Source organism: Acinetobacter haemolyticus CIP 64.3 = MTCC 9819, from assembly GCF_000369065.1.
Taxonomy (GTDB): domain Bacteria; phylum Pseudomonadota; class Gammaproteobacteria; order Pseudomonadales; family Moraxellaceae; genus Acinetobacter; species Acinetobacter haemolyticus.
Genome location: NZ_KB849800.1, coordinates 435,739 through 453,398, shown reverse-complemented (window position 1 = coordinate 453,398; position 17,660 = coordinate 435,739). Strand labels below are relative to the sequence as shown.

The 17,660-nt window shown below is 39.8% G+C and carries 15 protein-coding genes and 1 other RNA gene; 9 read left to right on the top strand and 7 right to left on the bottom strand.

Annotated elements, in window-relative coordinates:
- Window positions 1-62 precede the first annotated feature (62 nt).
- From F927_RS04815 to F927_RS04800, 4 genes are all read right to left on the bottom strand, one after another.
- Window positions 63-1,295, bottom strand: coding sequence for an FAD-dependent monooxygenase (locus F927_RS04815; protein WP_005081955.1), 1,233 nt, complete (start codon window positions 1,293-1,295; stop codon window positions 63-65).
- Entirely contained in the window at window positions 1,292-2,503 is a 1,212-nt protein-coding gene (gene ubiH, locus F927_RS04810) for a 2-octaprenyl-6-methoxyphenyl hydroxylase (RefSeq protein WP_005081953.1), read from the bottom strand. Before ubiH ends, F927_RS04815 begins: the two co-directional genes overlap by 4 nt.
- Window positions 2,504-2,958: 455 nt before the next feature.
- The gene (pepP, locus tag F927_RS04805; RefSeq protein ID WP_005081952.1) at window positions 2,959-4,278 is read right to left on the bottom strand and encodes a Xaa-Pro aminopeptidase; all 1,320 of its coding nucleotides are present in this window, start codon (window positions 4,276-4,278) and stop codon (window positions 2,959-2,961) included.
- A 54-nt stretch (window positions 4,279-4,332) separates the two neighbouring features.
- Window positions 4,333-4,968, bottom strand: a complete 636-nt coding sequence (locus F927_RS04800; RefSeq protein WP_005081949.1) for a UPF0149 family protein — start codon at window positions 4,966-4,968, stop codon at window positions 4,333-4,335.
- A gap of 66 nt (window positions 4,969-5,034) precedes the next feature.
- Between F927_RS04800 and F927_RS04795 the strand changes: the two genes are divergently transcribed.
- From F927_RS04795 to ssrS, 3 genes are all read left to right on the top strand, one after another.
- Complete coding sequence (locus F927_RS04795; protein ID WP_004638419.1) at window positions 5,035-5,595, top strand: hypothetical protein; 561 nt, start codon at window positions 5,035-5,037, stop codon at window positions 5,593-5,595.
- The gene (locus F927_RS04790) at window positions 5,592-5,879 is read left to right on the top strand and encodes a cell division protein ZapA (protein WP_004638418.1); all 288 of its coding nucleotides are present in this window, start codon (window positions 5,592-5,594) and stop codon (window positions 5,877-5,879) included. Before F927_RS04795 ends, F927_RS04790 begins: the two co-directional genes overlap by 4 nt.
- Window positions 5,880-5,970: 91 nt before the next feature.
- Window positions 5,971-6,153, top strand: a non-coding RNA gene (gene ssrS / locus F927_RS16775) — 6S RNA.
- Window positions 6,154-6,173: 20 nt separating this feature from the next.
- Here the strand turns inward: ssrS and F927_RS04785 are convergent.
- The gene (locus F927_RS04785; RefSeq protein WP_005081947.1) at window positions 6,174-7,424 is read right to left on the bottom strand and encodes a putative solute-binding protein; all 1,251 of its coding nucleotides are present in this window, start codon (window positions 7,422-7,424) and stop codon (window positions 6,174-6,176) included.
- A gap of 178 nt (window positions 7,425-7,602) precedes the next feature.
- Window positions 7,603-10,311, bottom strand: a complete 2,709-nt coding sequence (locus F927_RS04780; protein WP_005081944.1) for a heavy metal translocating P-type ATPase — start codon at window positions 10,309-10,311, stop codon at window positions 7,603-7,605.
- Between the two features lie 96 nt (window positions 10,312-10,407).
- Between F927_RS04780 and F927_RS04775 the strand changes: the two genes are divergently transcribed.
- A complete protein-coding gene (locus F927_RS04775; protein WP_004638414.1) occupies window positions 10,408-10,794 on the top strand; it encodes a MerR family transcriptional regulator in 387 nt (128 codons plus the stop codon).
- A 79-nt stretch (window positions 10,795-10,873) separates the two neighbouring features.
- Here the strand turns inward: F927_RS04775 and F927_RS04770 are convergent, their stop codons facing one another.
- Entirely contained in the window at window positions 10,874-11,074 is a 201-nt protein-coding gene (locus F927_RS04770) for a hypothetical protein (RefSeq protein WP_005081942.1), read from the bottom strand.
- 527 nt (window positions 11,075-11,601) lie between these two features.
- Here F927_RS04770 and F927_RS04765 point away from each other — a divergent pair.
- The 5 genes from F927_RS04765 to F927_RS04745 all read left to right on the top strand — a co-directional run bounded on the left by F927_RS04765 (window position 11,602) and on the right by F927_RS04745 (window position 17,640).
- A complete protein-coding gene (locus tag F927_RS04765) occupies window positions 11,602-12,189 on the top strand; it encodes a 5-formyltetrahydrofolate cyclo-ligase (RefSeq protein ID WP_005081940.1) in 588 nt (195 codons plus the stop codon).
- Between the two features lie 144 nt (window positions 12,190-12,333).
- Complete coding sequence (gene lon / locus F927_RS04760; protein WP_005081938.1) at window positions 12,334-14,763, top strand: endopeptidase La; 2,430 nt, start codon at window positions 12,334-12,336, stop codon at window positions 14,761-14,763.
- A 322-nt stretch (window positions 14,764-15,085) separates the two neighbouring features.
- On the top strand, window positions 15,086-15,565 hold the full coding sequence (gene rlmH / locus F927_RS04755) for a 23S rRNA (pseudouridine(1915)-N(3))-methyltransferase RlmH (RefSeq protein WP_005081935.1): 480 nt from the start codon (window positions 15,086-15,088) through the stop codon (window positions 15,563-15,565).
- A 107-nt stretch (window positions 15,566-15,672) separates the two neighbouring features.
- Window positions 15,673-16,446 carry a DODA-type extradiol aromatic ring-opening family dioxygenase gene (locus F927_RS04750; protein ID WP_005081933.1) on the top strand — a complete coding sequence of 258 codons (774 nt, stop codon included), beginning with the start codon at window positions 15,673-15,675 and terminating at the stop codon, window positions 16,444-16,446.
- 261 nt (window positions 16,447-16,707) lie between these two features.
- Window positions 16,708-17,640, top strand: coding sequence for an IS5 family transposase (locus F927_RS04745; protein WP_005081931.1), 933 nt, complete (start codon window positions 16,708-16,710; stop codon window positions 17,638-17,640).
- The last annotated feature ends 20 nt before the right edge of the window (window positions 17,641-17,660 follow it).

The following is a 17,660-nucleotide window of genomic DNA, read 5'->3' as shown; positions in this document are numbered from 1 at the left end:
GCTTTTTTTAACCAAATTCACTCTGATTTATAAATGATTGTCTAAAAAATATCTACTGTTTTTTAGCATGCATAACGTGTCTCTTTCAACGCCCCCAAACCATTGGCTTGTTGCATGAAACCATCTTTGAGCCAATCCAGTTGTTCGACCTGTTTCAGACCGAAATTTCTCGCCCAAACAAAAGGAAATAACTCTGAACTTTCTAACCAACCTATCGCTGACATGCTGTGCATCATGGCATCGTTCTGCCCTTTACGTTGGTGTTCGTAACGTAACAAAGTCTGCTCATTTGCCCATACACCACGTTTTAGATCGTGCAGCAAAACATCACAAAGCACCGCTGCATCTAAGCAACCAATATTGACACCTTGTCCAGCTAAAGGATGAATCACATGTGCTGCATCCCCAATCAATGCTAGACCTGATTTGATATACCGTTGCGCAGCGCGAGCTTTCAATGGGAACTGTGCTCTTGAACGTACTTCAACCACTTCACCAAGCATTTTCAAACTTTCTTGGGTCAGCAATTGCATAAATTCCTGATCACTGAGTGCTGAATATTCATCAGCATAATCATCTGGTAATGTCCACACAATCGATTGCCAATAACCATTGTCTTGCGCGTCCAAACTCGCCATTGGTAAATAAGCCAATGGTCCTGTTGGTAGGAAAATTTGGCGTGCCACATATTGATTCGGTTGAGTGGTTTTAATCGCACAACTGATTGCAGCTTGTTTGTAATCTAAGACATCCAAATCAATATAAGCTTGTTCACGTACAAACGAGTTTGCCCCATCAGCACCGATCAACAGTTTGGTTTTCAACGTTGTACCATCTGCTAGCTGAATCGACCAACCTTGTGGAATTTGCTCGATACGAATCACTTTCACCTGAGTGCGGTAATCTTTAAGCTGCTGCAACATTTTTTGTTGAATCGCAACATTCAGGACACTTGGCTCCACCATTGAACCCAATGCTTGATCTGCATGTGGTGGTCGCTCCGATGCATGTCCAAAATTGATTTCTCCATAGCCATTTTTATTCCAGACCTGCATGCCTGAATATGGCATCTGACGGGCTAAATCATCCCAAACATCCACAGTCTTTAATATATGAATGGTTGCCTGACTGAGGGCCAACACGCGTGGATTCATCACCGCAAGTGTTTTTTCTTGATCTAGTACAGGGGCAGCGTCCAATACTGTTGCTTGCACATTACCTTGTGCCAATAGCAAGGCGGTTAAGCCACCAACCAAGCCACCTCCTACAATGACCACATCTAACATTTCACTCATGCTTTCAGCCCCATTGCGTAATTGGCAACCAACGGCTTAATTCCCGGAATCACGTCAAAGGCAACCAATCCTGTATTACGTATTAATTTTAAAATTGGATTTTGATTACTAAAGCCACGAACGACTGAATCACAGAACTTGATCACGCGTTGTTGGTCCTTCAAACGTGCTTGCTCATAAGCCAACAAATTGTCTGGGTGACCAATATCATCTGACTTCACTAATTGTTCCATCAAGAAACGAACCAGCACATCAGCATCACGTAAGCACAGATTAAAACCTTGTCCTGCAACAGGGTGAATGGTGTGTGCTGCATTGCCCATCAACACTACGCGCCCAACGGCTTGTTTATGTGCCAAGACTTGAGACAATGGATAACTAAAACGTTTGCCTGTTTTTTCAAATTTACCCGCACGATCGCCATAGGTTTCCTGTAGGGCTTCAAGGAAGTGCTGATCGTTTTCTTCACCTAACCATTCAGTTTCCGTACCCTTCTTCACAGGCCAAACCACTGAACGGCGGTATTCACCCGGTAACGGTAAAAGTGCCAACGGTCCTAAAGCGCTAAAACGTTCAAAGCCAACTTGTTGATGCGGTTTAGAAGTTTGCACAGTGGTGACTATCGCCACTTGGTCATAATCATGTTCATCTACACCCACGCCAATCGCCTGACGACAGAACGAATCACGACCATCTGCTGCGATCACCAACTTGGACTTGAGCGAATGAATATATTCTCCATTGCGCATCGCTTCGATGTGAACCTCATCTGCATCTTGTGTCAGTGAGGTCACTTGTACACCATCAATCAGCTCAATCAACGGCTGTTGACGTACTTGGGTCAGTAATACACGTCCTAGCCATGCATTCTCAATTACTTGTCCAAAGCTTTCTACTTTCTCTTGTTCTGCGACTAGTCGTGCTTTACCAAAGCTACCTTGCTCTGTGATATGCACTTGTAAAATTGGGGTCGCATGCTGTTGTAATGCATCCCACAATCCTAACTTTTGATAAATTTGCACACTACGGCGTGACAATGCGGTATTTCTTGCATCAAAACTAGAATGATAAGGCGCAAGGTTTTCATCATCATAATTTGGATATTTCACAGCTTCTAATAGCTTTACGGCAATATTAGATTTTGCCAACATTAAAGCAAGGCTGAGTCCAACCATACCCCCACCGACAATGATGACTTGTTGCTGCATAATATTATTCCTTATCAGTTTTTCATGACTTAAGTTTCGGGACTATCTTACTCTAACTCAAATCAGGAAGGGAATTTGTACTTTGTTTGGTCTGTGTTTTTAAAATATCTTCAAAAGTTATTTTGAGCATCAAACTAAATAATTTGAGCTCGACAATAATATGATACTCGGAAATGTCATCCGCAACTGTTTGAGACAGGACTCCATTAATAAGGTATTGTTTCTGCGACTCATTAAATTAGCTGACGGCAATCAACGAGTTTTGCGGATGACAATGGTTTTGCCTACTTTTGCCGAAACAAAAGTAGGTCCAGCTGACGGCTTATCCTAAAATTGGATAATTTCTCAAGAAGATTCCACAAAGATATTTTTTCAATCAGTTAGAAAAAATTTAAGTAAAACCGAGGGTAAATAAAAAGGCCTATCAATCGATAAGCCTTTTTCTCAATCTCTACTTAATGACTTGCCATCAAGCTTTCAATCTCTTCAACGGTTTTCACCACATTCTTGGTTAACACCAACGGTCCATTTTCAGTCACGACAATATCATCTTCGATACGAATCCCGATACCGCGCCATTTTGCATCTACCGTTTCATCGTCTGGTGCAACATATAAACCTGGCTCAACGGTAACCACCATGCCAGCTTCATAAGCACGCCAGTCTTCGCCATGCTTATAAGAACCGACATCATGCACATCCATACCTAACCAATGACCTGTACCATGCATAAAGAATTGACGGAATGCTTCACTCTCTATCAGCTCATCTACATCACCTCGCAGCAAACCAAGATCAACCAAACCCTGAGTTAAAATCTTTACAGCAACTTCATGCGGATATTTATAATTATTGCCAATACGCGTGGCGTCGATCGCAGCAAGCTGAGCATCTAAAACAATACTGTAAAGTGCTTTTTGTTCTGGACTAAATTTACCATTTACAGGGAATGTACGGGTGATGTCTGAGGCATAGCATTCATACTCACAAGCCGCATCAATTAAAACCAAATCACCATCTTTTAGCGGCTTATTATTTTCAACGTAATGCAAAATACAGGCATTTTCACCACCGCCTACAATACTATTGTAAGCAGGCACACAACCATTTTTACCGAAGATATAATTGAGTTCTGCTTCAAGTGCATACTCCATCATATCTGGTTTTACAGTTTGCATCGCACGCGTATGTGCTTCTGCACTGATATTGGATGCGATCTGCATCAGTTCAATTTCTTGCGCCGATTTTTTCAAACGCATTTCATCAATAATCGAATCAATTTGAATAATTTGCTGAGGTGCATCGCCACCCTGACGTTGCATTGCTTTTGCTTTGTGTAACCACCCACCCACTTCAGCATCAAATTTTTTCGTTTGTCCTAGTCGAACAAAGAGTTTCGATTTATTTAAAAGTAAAGGAACAATTTTCTGATCCAACTCATGGATGGTAAATGATTGATCTGCTTGATATTGTTCGACTGCACCTTCTAGTCCTGCTCGGTAACCATTCCAAATTTCCATTTCACGGTTACGTTCACGACAAAATAGCGTATAACGATATGCCTCACCCTGAGCAAAAGTCTCGATCACTGCAACAGCTTCAGGTTCAGCAAATCCAGTAAGATAATAAAAACTACTGTCTGCACGATATTTATAATCTGCATCACGATTACGGTACATTTCCGCTCGTGTCGCAATTACCGCAATACTATTACTGCCCATTTGTTCCGCAAGGCGATCTCGACGTTGTTTAAAATCTGCTTGAGTTAGTTTCATATTATCCTACGACTAAAAAGTCCCTCCGAAGAGGGATCTATAAAATTAATGCAATTAACTTGGGCGATGTGGCGTAAACATTTCAACGATCGTTTGTGGATCTGAAACCGTCTCATCTTGATTACGGCTTTTTGCATGGAAGTTTCTCAATAATGAACTTTCAGCAACAGGAACTTTTGTTCGTCCAATCGAAAGACTAACAGGAATTAAGCGTACGAACTCATACAACTCCTGATAACTTTCTTCGCCTTCTTCATCATTGTCTGAATCTTCAAATTCAACAGCTGCAACATCTTGTAAATGTTCAATCAGTTCTTGCTCTTCGCCTCGAATATGCCCCGAAGCTAAACCAAAACCAAGTACAACTCCTGCACACCAATCTGCCAATGCTTGAACTCGATCAGCCAATACATGACTGTCATCTGGCAACATTGGTAAATAATCTAATTCATCATCGGATAAAGCATGTGCTACATCTTCGGCCTCATCAGTCAAACTTCTGAGGGCTTCGGGTGAAAGTGGAGGTACATTGAGGGTGTTTAAGATTTGTGACCATTCATCTGAAGTTGGTGCTTGTGTCACACAAACTATACCTGTTAGCAAACCATGTAACTCACTTGGACTTGAAATTTCTTCAATCCCCTCAAAATGAGCATTCCATTCGTTCCAACCTGAAATATCGTCTTGCATTCGTTTATCCAATCTCTATACTGCTGTATATATTACCTTTGATTGCAACTCTGTGCGACCTTCGTTATGTTAGAACAATTACAGCGTCTACAAGCGCATATTGGTGTTTTAAAAACACGCTTAAGTCATTTAGAGCGAGAAAATAACTCGCTTTCTGAAGCTAAACAATTAGCTGCAACTGATCACCATGCACAAATTGTGCAAAAAAATAGCATCATCACGCAAAAACAGGATGAAGTTGATAACTTAACTGAACAACTCACTCAGTTACAAGATCAATTCAAACAACTGAATAATGATGCAACAACTTTAGCCGAGCGCTATAGTCGTTTGGAAAAAAGTACCACTGATCTGAAAAATCGTTTCCAAGAAATCTTGGCTGAGCGAAATGATTTACGCGTAATCAAAGAAAAGTTACAAGCCCAACAGCGTAACAACATGCAAGAGATTCAGGATCTACAACAAGATCGTGATCGACTATTGCAGAAGAATGAACTGGCTAAATCGAAAGTTGAAGCCATTATTCAGCGTCTAGCGATTCTTGGTACAGCCCAAGATCAAAATGCACAAGAAATCCAACAGCTCGCCCACCCTATTGCTGAACCTCAAGAGGAGTCACAATCATGAGTGAAACTATTGTCGTTGAACTCCGTTTAATTGAGCAGACTTTTCGCCTCAATACGACTGAGGATAAACGTGAAGAGTTAGAGCGTGCAGCGGAACTATTGAATCAGAAATTTCATGATATGCGTCGTAGTGCTCCGAGAGTCGAACATAATAAATTGGTGATTATGGTGGCTCTACAAATGGCACAGGAAGTTTTTAGTTTAAACAAGTCTTTACAGCAATATGCGCACTGCGAACGTTTGCTGCAAACTATTTTAGAAGATGTTGAACAAACTGTTGAGTAAAATTGCACAAAGTCCCATCAATTAGTAAGTATCGTTACAGATATGTGATCCACAAGGATTGTCATCGTATAAAGATCAGTTATACTTAATACTGTCTCTAGGGTGTTCGCCAGTACGTCTAGTCCCCTGCCGATACTTAAATTTATGGATGTGTTCTGTATATTTTGAGTGTATGCCTACCTCCGAGTAGGAAACCCATTAAATATGCGTCACCTCCACCTTGAACTCATCGGGTTCAGGGTAACGACCATGCAGCGGCATCTCTGGAGCATTTTATTTTTGCATCATTTCAAATCACTCATCATTCAAAGAACATTCAAAATGAGTCGGTTGCTGTGAACAACGAACTTGTTTAAGTAGTCTCATCATTTCTTTATTGTAATACCCCTCTTTGGTCATTTGAATACGCGCTTCACGCATTAATCGCATATAACCAGGCTTATCGCTTTCGTGGATATCCATCCAGTATTTTTCAGGAATATCTTTTTCAATTTTGTCTACAAAATCAAAGGCAGGTTGTAATTGTTTAGAGATAATCTCGCGTGCAATCGGTCCCATTCCCGCAGGAAACTTATTTCGATGCATGATTAAGGTTCCTGTTACCTGAACCACAGGAAAACGAATGATTCCTCCAGCCACTTTACCTGATTTATCGGTCATGCCCTTATGCAATTCCAAAGGATCAAATAAAATTGCTGGACCAGCAATAATCTCAACTTCTTTGTTATTAAATTTAGGGCCAACTGTCGCCAAATCTACTGATACAGGCTGTGCACCGACATTTTGTGCTAATTTTTTCTGTGTAGGATCAAAGGAAAACACCGCAACTTTTCGCCCAGCAGCCTTTGCCAACGTATTGATATTTCGGTCACTGACCATAATATACGCTGCGCCAAGCGGTACAATTCCGACCACCTCATAATCTTTATTTACCATTTTTTCATCAAATTTTGGATCTGCTAACAACTGAATTACTGAAGTTAATTGCTTATAGTTTTGCAGTGCTCCAATCGCATCAATACTTCCAACAAAAGAGTTGAACTGGCGCGCCCTTAAATTACTAATCCCTGCTCCATCACAACGCTTGCTACGAAAATCCTCAGTTAATACGCCTTCGTTGGTATACACTTTGAGCGTCACCACCGTCGAAGCAGTTTGCTTTAATTTAGGATAATCAATATCAATTTTAAGTTGTAAATTAGAAGGTCGAGTGATGTTCATATTGACCCCATACTGTTTTGCAATTCGCACAATACGTGGTAATTCACTCATATAACTGGTGGCTTGTTGGAATGCCTCACCATGCTCACCATTGGGTGAGTAAACACATAAGGTCACTTGTTTTGGAATTTGCTGCCAAATTTTTGGATCATTTAACAACGTTTTAATTTTATTTTGAGAGTGTTGGGATAGTGTGAGATCTAACTTCTCGGCTGGTGCTGCCTGAACAGTCGTAGTCAATAATAGCGGCGTTAGCAAAGAAGCTGTAAGGGATATAGATTTGAATAAATGTCCCAATTTAAATTGTTTTTGTTGTTTAAACATTATTATCACTCCTGTGAATTATTCTTACACTAAGTAAATCCCTCGCAAATAAAATTGACCTGAGTTGCTTTGATTCCGTCAAAATAGTCAAAACAACGTATAGAAAAGCTGTCGATCACCATCACGACAGCTTTTCCTATCTCTAAAAATTAGAGTTTATTTACATTTTAGCTTTGCATTATGAGCGATTTAATCTCAAAGCATTCACAACAACCGATAAGGAACTTAACGACATCGCAACAGCAGCAAACATCGGTGTGAGCAATAAGCCTGTTAATGGGTAGAATAATCCTGCTGCAACAGGTACTCCCAACCCATTATATACAAATGAGAAAGCAAGGTTTTGCTTCATATTTTTCACGCCTAGTTTTGCCATATGAACCGCATGTCCAACGCCTTGAATATCCCCTTTTACCAATGTCACTTGAGCAGTTTGCTTGGCAATATCGGTTCCTGTTCCCATCGCAATACCCACGTTAGCTTGTGCAAGTGCTGGTGCATCATTGATACCATCACCTGCCATCACGACAACTTTCCCTTGGGCTTGCACCTGTTTCACAATCTCAAGTTTTTGCTTTGGATCACAATTTCCATAGACCTGATTAATCCCAAGTTGTTCTGCTACCATCTGCGCATTTTTCTCATGATCGCCTGTTGCCATAATGACATCAATACCATCTGCATGGAGTTGGTCAATCACTGCTTTCGCATTTTGTTTAATTGCATCATGGATCGATACATAAGCAATCACTTCTTGTTCAGACATCAGAAAACTAATCACATCACCTTGTGATCTCATCTGATCAAGTTGCTTAGTTAGACTCTCACTAAAGGTTAAACCCAGTTGATCCACAAGTTTTTGGCTACCAATATACAAGGTCTTACCATCGATCTGCCCTCTTACTCCAAACCCCGTAACATCCTCAAAATCAATAACATTTAATAATTGCGTAGGTTCAACCAATTTGGTTAAGGTCTGCGCAATCGGATGTGTTGAATATTGTTCAATGGATGCGATCCACAATTCAATTTGTGCTTGAGTATATGTCTTAGACAATGGCTGAATTTTCTTTAAGCTTGGCTTTCCTTCAGTTAATGTCCCTGTTTTATCAATAATTAGGGTATTTACCTTACTCAAAGCTTCAATCGCTTCAGCATCTTTAAATAAAACACCTTTCTGTGCGGCTCGACCTGTTGTTGCCATCACAGACATCGGTGTTGCCAAACCTAAAGCACAAGGACATGCGATAATTAAAACTGCTACCGCACACATTAACGCCAAATCAAATTGCGCTTTACCAAACACCATCCATGCAATAAATGTCAAAACACTGATTGCGAGAACCACCATCACAAAATATTTTGCGACTACATCAGCAATCCGTTGTAATGGTGCTTTGGAACGCTGTGCATCAGCGACGGTTTGGATCATTTTTGCCAGAGTTGTATTGGTACCTACAGCCGTCGTTTGGATACGAATTGAACCTTGTTGATTAATGGTTCCACCGATCACTTGATCATCCTTTTCCTTTTTCACAGGTACGGGCTCACCTGTCATCATGGATTCATCAATGTAGGTTTTCCCCTCAATCACCACACCATCCAAAGGAATTTGCTCACCCGAAGCTATTTGTAATACATCGCCTTGTTTGATCATGGCAATATCAACATCAACCACCTGATCAGCTTGAACTAATTTCGCTTTACTCGGTTGTAAACGTAATAAAGCTTTTAGTGAATTCGCTGTTTGCGAACGCGCTTTCAGTTCTAAAACTTGCCCCAATAAACTCAGTGAAACAATCATACAGGCAGCTTCATAATATACGGCAACACCATGCCCTGTTTTTGCTTCCACTGGAATCAATGATGGGAAAATCGTTGCCACGACACTGTAAATAAATGCAGCAAGTACACCAACACCGATCAAACTCCACATATTCAGATGTCTTGTTTTATATGACACCCAACAGCGTTGTAAAATCGGATAACCTGCCCAGAGTACAACAGGTAAGCTTAAAATTAATTCAATCCAAGGCTGAATATGGGGAGAAATAAAAGCATGAATATGAGAACCCATTGCCAAAACAACAACCAATAAACTCAAAGGTAAAGTTGCCCAAAAACGCTTGCTAAAATCAACTAACTCAGGATTTGGACCTTCATCCAAAGTCGGTTGCATTGGTTCTAATGCCATACCACAAATCGGACAGGTTCCCGGTCCTTTTTGTACAATTTCGGGATCCATCGGACAAGTATAATCCATATCCATAGCCCCTTCAGGCAGAGGACGCTGATCGACAGGGATCAAATAAAATTCTGGATCATTTTTAAATTTTTCTAAGCAAGAAGGATTACAGAAGTAATATGTTTTGCCTTGGTAATCTGTTTTTAAATCGGTTGTTGTCTTCACTGACATACCGCAAACAGGATCAATCTCTGTTTCTCCATCGGTAACTTGATGTGCGTGTCCACCACCGCAACACGCAGATTTATTCACTTCTGGTTTAGTTGGCTGTGGTTGAGTTTCATGATCACAACATGTACTTGCCTTAGATGCATCAGGTTTTGGAGCACAACAAGAAGAAGTTTCTGTAACTGTGAGTTCTTCTTTCTGAGTATCGCAGCAACTTGACTGCTTTTGCTGCTTTTCTTCAGAGCAGCAAGATGATGCATTTTGCTCAGCTTTATCCACGTTTAAGTAGTTTTCTGGGTGCACTCTAAATTTCTGCTGGCAGCCAACCGAACAAAATAAATATCGAATATCTTGATAGTCAAAATAATGCTCGGATGTTTCGGCAACCTGCATCCCACATACAGGGTCAATATATTCATAAATAATTTTTGAGTTGTTACCTGAACAACATGATGGAGATTGTTGATGCGCCATTGCTACACCTATCTTTTATTTTCTGATAGGTTTAGGATAAAGTCTGTACCTAGGTACAGAGTCAAGCAATTTTATCACTTTCCTGAGGAACAGTGAATGAACCTCACTATTGGTAAACTGGCAAAAGCATGCCAAATAAATGTTGAAACGATCCGATACTATCAACGGATTGGCTTAATGCGTATACCTGAAAGTACGCAAAGCTATCGCTACTATCATCAACAAGATATAGAAACCTTGAGTTTTATTCAAAAAGCTAAAGATGCTGGCTTACAACTCAACGAAATTAAAGAGTTACTTACCTTAAATTTAGAGGATCGTGTAAAAGTACGCCACGTTATAGAACAACGTTTGAATAAGATCGATGAGCGTATAAAAGAATTACAAGGGCTTAAACAACGTCTTTCAACATGGCTGGATGAGTGTAAAACTACAGAAAATGAGTGTTGCCCTATCTTATTAGAACTGAAAAAATCTATTTGATGTCTTAAATAGGATAAGCATCCAAACATCACAAGGATAAGATGCTTATCTTATAATTTGAACCGGTAAGCTTAACTTTTTACACAAAAGACCAAATCACATTTTCATCTTGCTGTTTTAATACAAAGCTAATCTGTTGATCATCTTCCACAACAATATGTTGATTTGAGATCATTTTGACTTTTAGTAATGTGTCATTTTCATATACTAAATCATTTTTGCCCTCTTTCGTTAAGATAAGCGTTTGATCTAGCACAATAAGATTTCTTGATTCCAACATAGCTTTCCCCTTCAAAACAGTTGTGCAAATTTTGTGTATGTCTTTCAAGTCAATCACAACTAGATAACATTCATAAAATTGACATCTAAAGATGTTAAATCTGCTGGGCATTTTAGATCATTTCTCGATCAATTATACATTTTTTGTAGGACAGTTCTCATTAATTTTATTTTATGCATTAATTTACACAATTTAATCGAGTTGCATGAAATTCTCAGCATTTAGCAGTATCGGAAAATTGCCATCCAACTTTTTTAGGCTACAAAGATTAACCATTTCTGATATGAATCCAGTATGTAATTATGAAGTTTTAAAGCGGACTAGTTGTAATTTTCAATCAATGTATTTATAAGGACGACTAATATCTCAGCCGTTGCTTGCGTTGTAGTTAGAACCACTCAAAAAAGATAGAAAACAAATAATGGTAGCCTCCAGTGCATTTCAATACCCAAAGAGGAAAATATTGATAAACAATTGAGATTCCAAATCAGTTATGATTTATCCATCAAAACGACTTTCTATACAGCATGAGTCATCAACTAAATACACTAAGAAAACAGCTTCGCTTAAAAAGAAGACAACTCTCTCAGTTTCAACAAAAACAAGCCGAGCAACAGATTTTAAACCAGCTTCGGCAATTCAGTACATTTCAATCCGCAGCAAAAATTGGTTTGTACTTACATGCATTTGGTGAAATTCACACACATAAAATCTTAGAATTCTGTTTCAGGAACAAAAAACAAGTTTATCTCCCGATGATTTGTAATATGAATCAAAAGTTGGTTTGGGTAAAAATCAGCGCCAACCAATATAAAAACAAACGTTTTTCCCATCATCCTCTTGGGATGAAAGAACCCATGGCTGGACGAGGTCAATCGGTTTCAAATTTAGATTTACTCATCATGCCATTACTTGCTTGTGATCATCTCGGTACAAGAATCGGCATGGGAGGTGGCTATTATGATCGAACTTTAGCTACAGCCCCACGGCGACCTTTTCGTCTAGGGTTAGCGCATACATTCCAATATTTAGACTTTCCTTTAGTCCGTCAAAAATGGGATCAACCACTGGATGCTTTATTTACCCCAACACAAAAATATTTTTTCAAACGCTAAATACATCTTCTTTATAAAATTTCGCCCAAATCCCAACCAATTTAGTCTTTTTTTTATATTTTCTAACTAAAAACCCTTGTAATTTTTGAAATGCACATCACTATAAAAACATGGCAACACCGTTGTCACTCATTAGGAGTGCCCATGTCTGAATATATTATGAATAATGAAACTAACTTAGAGCCGCAGGTTCCAAGTGTATTACCACTATTGGCGTTACGTGATGTTGTGGTCTATCCACACATGCAAATTGCGCTCTTCGTGGGTCGTGAAAAATCGATCAATGCAGTGGATGTGGCTCGTAACAGTGACAATTTAGTATTTGTAGTTGCGCAAAAAGATTCGCTTACAGAAGAAATTGATCACGATAATCTCTATCAATATGGAACCGTGGCTAAGATCGTACAAGTTGTGAATCATGAGAATGATGAAAACTGTATTAAAGTGCTGATTGAAGGCTTACATCGTTCAAAATTAGAACGCATTATTGACGGGGAAGAATATTTAACTGCTGAGCATCACCTCAGTCCAATGACGGTAGCATTGGATCAAGAAGCTCAAGAAACTCGCTTGAATGAATTACGTACTCTGTTTGCTCAATATGCTGAAGCAAAATTACGTAATGCGCGTGAATTGGTTGCTGCAGCAAATAAAATCGAAGACTTATTACAACTCATGTTCTTCGTTGCAACTCGTGTACCTTTAAATATTGAAGTGAAACAAAAGTTTTTAGAGCACGATGAGTTTGAAGCGCATTTGCAAGAGTTAATGAGCTATTTGATGAATCAATCTGCTGAACAGCAAATTGAGCAAACGCTGCATGACAGCGTAAAACGTCAAATGGAAAAGAATCAGCGTGAATACTTTCTCAACGAGAAGATGAAAGTCATTCAGCGTGAACTCTCGGATATGAATGGCGGCGCTGAAGATGACGTTGCTGAAATTGAGAAACGTCTCGCTGAAGCAGATTTACCTGAGCATGTCCGCAAAAAAGCGGAAGCTGAGTTTCGCAAACTGAAAGCGATGCAACCAGCTTCAAGCGAAGCGGCTGTAGTACGTAATTATCTCGAAGTGATTTTAGATACACCGTGGAATAAGGCGAGCAAAGTCAGTATTAATCTGGCAAAAGCACAAGAAATTCTCGATGCTGATCATTACGGTTTAGATGACGTCAAAGATCGTATCGTAGAGTATCTTGCCGTTCAGTCTCGCGTGAAAAAACTCAAAGGTCCGATTCTATGTCTAGTGGGTCCTCCAGGTGTAGGTAAAACCTCGCTGGGTGAGTCCGTGGCTAAGGCGACAGGTCGTGAGTTTGTGCGCATGGCACTCGGTGGTGTTCGTGACGAAGCAGAAATTCGTGGTCACCGTCGTACTTACATCGGTGCGATGCCAGGTAAAATTGTACAGTCTTTAACAAAAGTTGGTGTGAAGAACCCATTGTTCTTACTCGACGAAATCGACAAGATGGCACAAGATTATCGTGGTGATCCAGCTTCTGCATTGCTTGAAGTTCTTGATCCATCACAAAACAGTAAATTCAACGATCACTATTTAGATCTTGATCTTGATCTTTCAGAAGTAATGTTTATCTGTACAGCTAACAGTATGAATATTCCTGAAGCCCTACTGGATCGTATGGAAGTAATTCGTCTACCGGGTTATACCGAAGATGAGAAAGTAAATATTGCTGAGCGCTACCTTGTTCCAAAAGCAATCAAGAACAATGGTTTACGTGCCAAAGAGTTAACTATACACGAAGAAGCGATTCGTGACATCGTGCAACGTTACACACGTGAAGCAGGTGTACGTAGTTTAGAACGTGAAGTCTCTAAAATTGCACGTAAAGTGGTTAAAGAAGCGGTCAGCAAAAAATCTAAGAACTTACAGCTTGACGTAACATCGGCCAATCTTCCTGAATACTTAGGTCCACATAAGTTTGACTTTGGTATGGCAGAAGAAGAAGCCCAAGTCGGTCGCGTGAATGGCTTGGCTTGGACTTCGGTTGGTGGTGAGTTATTGACGATTGAAGTTGCGGCAGTAAAAGGTAAAGGTAAATTCATTACGACGGGTTCACTCGGTGATGTAATGAAAGAATCTATTACAACTGCGATGACTTTAGTACGTACTCGGGCAGATGAATTAGGTATCGAATCTTCTCGTTTTGAAGAAACCGATGTGCATGTTCACTTACCTGAAGGCGCAACACCGAAAGATGGTCCATCTGCTGGTTTAGCTCTGACCACTGCCCTTGTATCAGCATTTACAGGTATTGCAATTCGTCCTGACATTGCCATGACAGGTGAAACCAGTCTAGGTGGACGTGCAATGCGAATTGGTGGGTTAAAAGAAAAACTTCTTGCCGCGCATCGTGGTGGCATTAAGTTAGTATTTATTCCACAAGATAATGTTCGTGACTTGGACGAGATTCCAGACAATGTCAAAGAAGGCTTAGAAATCAAAGCGGTGAAAAGCATCGATGAAATCTTACCTCTTGCATTGACGGACACACCAAAGCCTTTGCCGAAAACACCGATTGTAAAACCAGTGGAAGATGCAAAAGCCGCACGTCACTAATCATTTATCGACCAAAAAGAGAGCTTCGGCTCTCTTTTTTTGTTACATAATTTGGTTGAAAAATAACCTGCTTATTGCATAATAAAATAGAGTCCATAAAAACAAAGGCTAAGCTTGGCTCGTGTGCAACTCATTTTTTAGTATCATCTGAACTCCAGACGGATGATACTTTGATCGCAGCTCATACGCGTTTTGAGCTGCGTTTTTTATGAACAAGATAACCCAATAATTTGTCTTTTTTATGACAAGATAAATGGCTATATCCACCATGACATAGCTTCAAGCTTTATAATACATTTAATTCTATAAATGAAACGAAGCTATGAAAATTCGTATTCTGACGATTGGTCAAAAAATGCCTGCATGGGTTATTACTGGTTTTGAAGATTATTTCAAACGAATTCAACCTTTTGTACAAACGCAAGTCGTTGAATTACCAATGGCGAAGCGAGGTAAAAATGATTCTGAAGCGGATATTTTAAAATACTGTCAAATTGAAGGAGACAGTATTTTAAATGCGATGAAACCCAATGAAATCTTGATCGCGCTAGAAGTGGGTGGACGTGAATTAAGCACTGAAAAACTTGCAGATACCATGAAACAATGGATGCTTGAAGGAAATGATGTCGTGCTAGCCATAGGTGGCCCCGATGGACATTCTGATGCTGTACGCAAAGCAGCAGCTTGGCATTGGTCGCTATCAAAACTCACTATGCCCCACCCAATGGTACGTATTTTACTGATTGAACAATTGTATCGAGCAATGACTATCAATCACAATCATCCCTATCATCGAGCGTAATCTAAAACAGTGTTCTGGTTTTAGAACAATCTGTTGAACCCAATCAACTTTTAAATTGTGCTTATCTTTGTCACCATAAGCATGTATTTCTATTCAGGTGCTTGATTATGAATCTGCAAACATTACCGGGGTTATTTATTTCTCATGGTTCACCAATGCTTGCACTTGATCCTGAGCAAGTCGGACCAGCTTTACATCGTTTGAGTCATAATCTTCCGAAACCTGAAGCGATCATTGTCATGTCTGCACACTGGGAAAGTCAGGCTCTCGAAGTCAGCACATCAACGCGACCACAAACTTGGCATGACTTTAGAGGTTTCCCTCCAGAGCTATATCAAATCCGTTACCCTGCTGCTGGTGCACCTGACTTAGCAGAAAAAATACTAGCACTATTTGCAGAAGCCGGCATATCTGCACATGCAAATAGTACACGACCACGAGATCATGGTGTCTGGATGCCTTTATTACATATGTATCCCAATGCAGATATTCCTGTGATTGAGATTTCACTTCCAATCTCAATGAGTTCCGATGATATTTATAAAATCGGAAAAGTCCTTGCCCCATTACGAGAACAGCAAATTTTACTAATTGGTTCGGGTAGTATTACCCACAACTTAGCTGAACTTTCATGGCAAGCCGATGCAGATGTACCACTATGGGCAAGTACTTTCCGCAATACTGTTGTCCATAAACTCTCTCATCAAAATTATGATGCAGTTCTTGACTGGCCTTCACTCCCTTATGTACAGCGTAACCATCCAACACTCGAGCATTTTGCACCACTCTTTTTTGCGATGGGAACAGGTAACCGTTTTAATATCGTCCATAGTAGTTTCTCCATGGGTTCCCTAGGAATGGATATTTATCGTTTTGATTAACCCATTAACTAGGCGAATTACTTGCCTCCATTTTTGAACAATTACTCTATAAAAATGGATTTTCACACACGTTAATCCACTAAAACTTCTATATTTTTATTATATTTTACAAATTGACACATTTAACGAACTTAATGCATAAAGTGCCGTCATGCGCTTCTTTTAAGAATACTTTAAGCTATTAGCTGCTATTTTTTATGTGTTGTTGGCTTTGTTGCACAAAGCTATTCTTGAAGGCTTCTTCAGCAATATAATTTCCAAATGAAGAAACCTGCCCCTAAAATCTACCGTACAACTAATTGGTCCTCGTATAACCAAGCTTTAATCAAGCGAGGAAATATTTCAATCTGGTTTGATCCCAAGACCCAATGGTATGCACAGCCACAAGGCAAGCATGGACGAAATCAAACTTATTCCGATACAGCGATTCAATGCTGTTTAATGATCAAATCTCTATTCCGTCTTTCTTTACGTATGGTCACTGGCTTTGCTCAAAGCCTGATTAAACTCTGTGGTTTGAATTGGACAGCACCAGATTACTCTACCCTCTGTAGACGACAAAAGCATATTGATATTGTGATAAGCTATCAGAAAAGTCGTGAAGGACTACATCTATTGGTAGACTCAACTGGCTTAAAATTTTTAGGTGAAGGCGAATGGAAGCGTAAGAAACATCAGCCTGAATATCATCGGCAATGGCGTAAACTGCATATTGGTATAGATGCTAAAACCTTGCAAATACGAGCTGTGCAGCTCACAACAAATAATATCAGTGATTCACAAGTTCTTGGAGATTTACTTAATCAAATCCCATTGGATGAGCAGATTGATTCAGTCTATACAGACGGGGCTTATGACACAAAACAATGCCGTCAAGTTATTGCAGATCGGCAAGCACACGCAGTGATTCCACCTAGAAAAAATGCCAAGCCTTGGAAAGATAAAAAAGCTCATTCGCTAGAGCGAAATGAATTACTTCGCACTGTTAAACGTTTAGGCAGGACACTATGGAAAAAATGGTCGGGCTACCATCAGCGAAGTCTGGTTGAAACCAAGATGCATTGCATCAAATTATTAGGCGATAAACTCAGTGCCAGGAACTTTCAAAGCCAAGTCAACGAGGTACATGCCCGTATAGCCATTTTAAATAAATTTACAGAATTAGGCCGACCTCATACCCAAGTTGTCACTTGAATTTAGCTCAATTAGAGTAG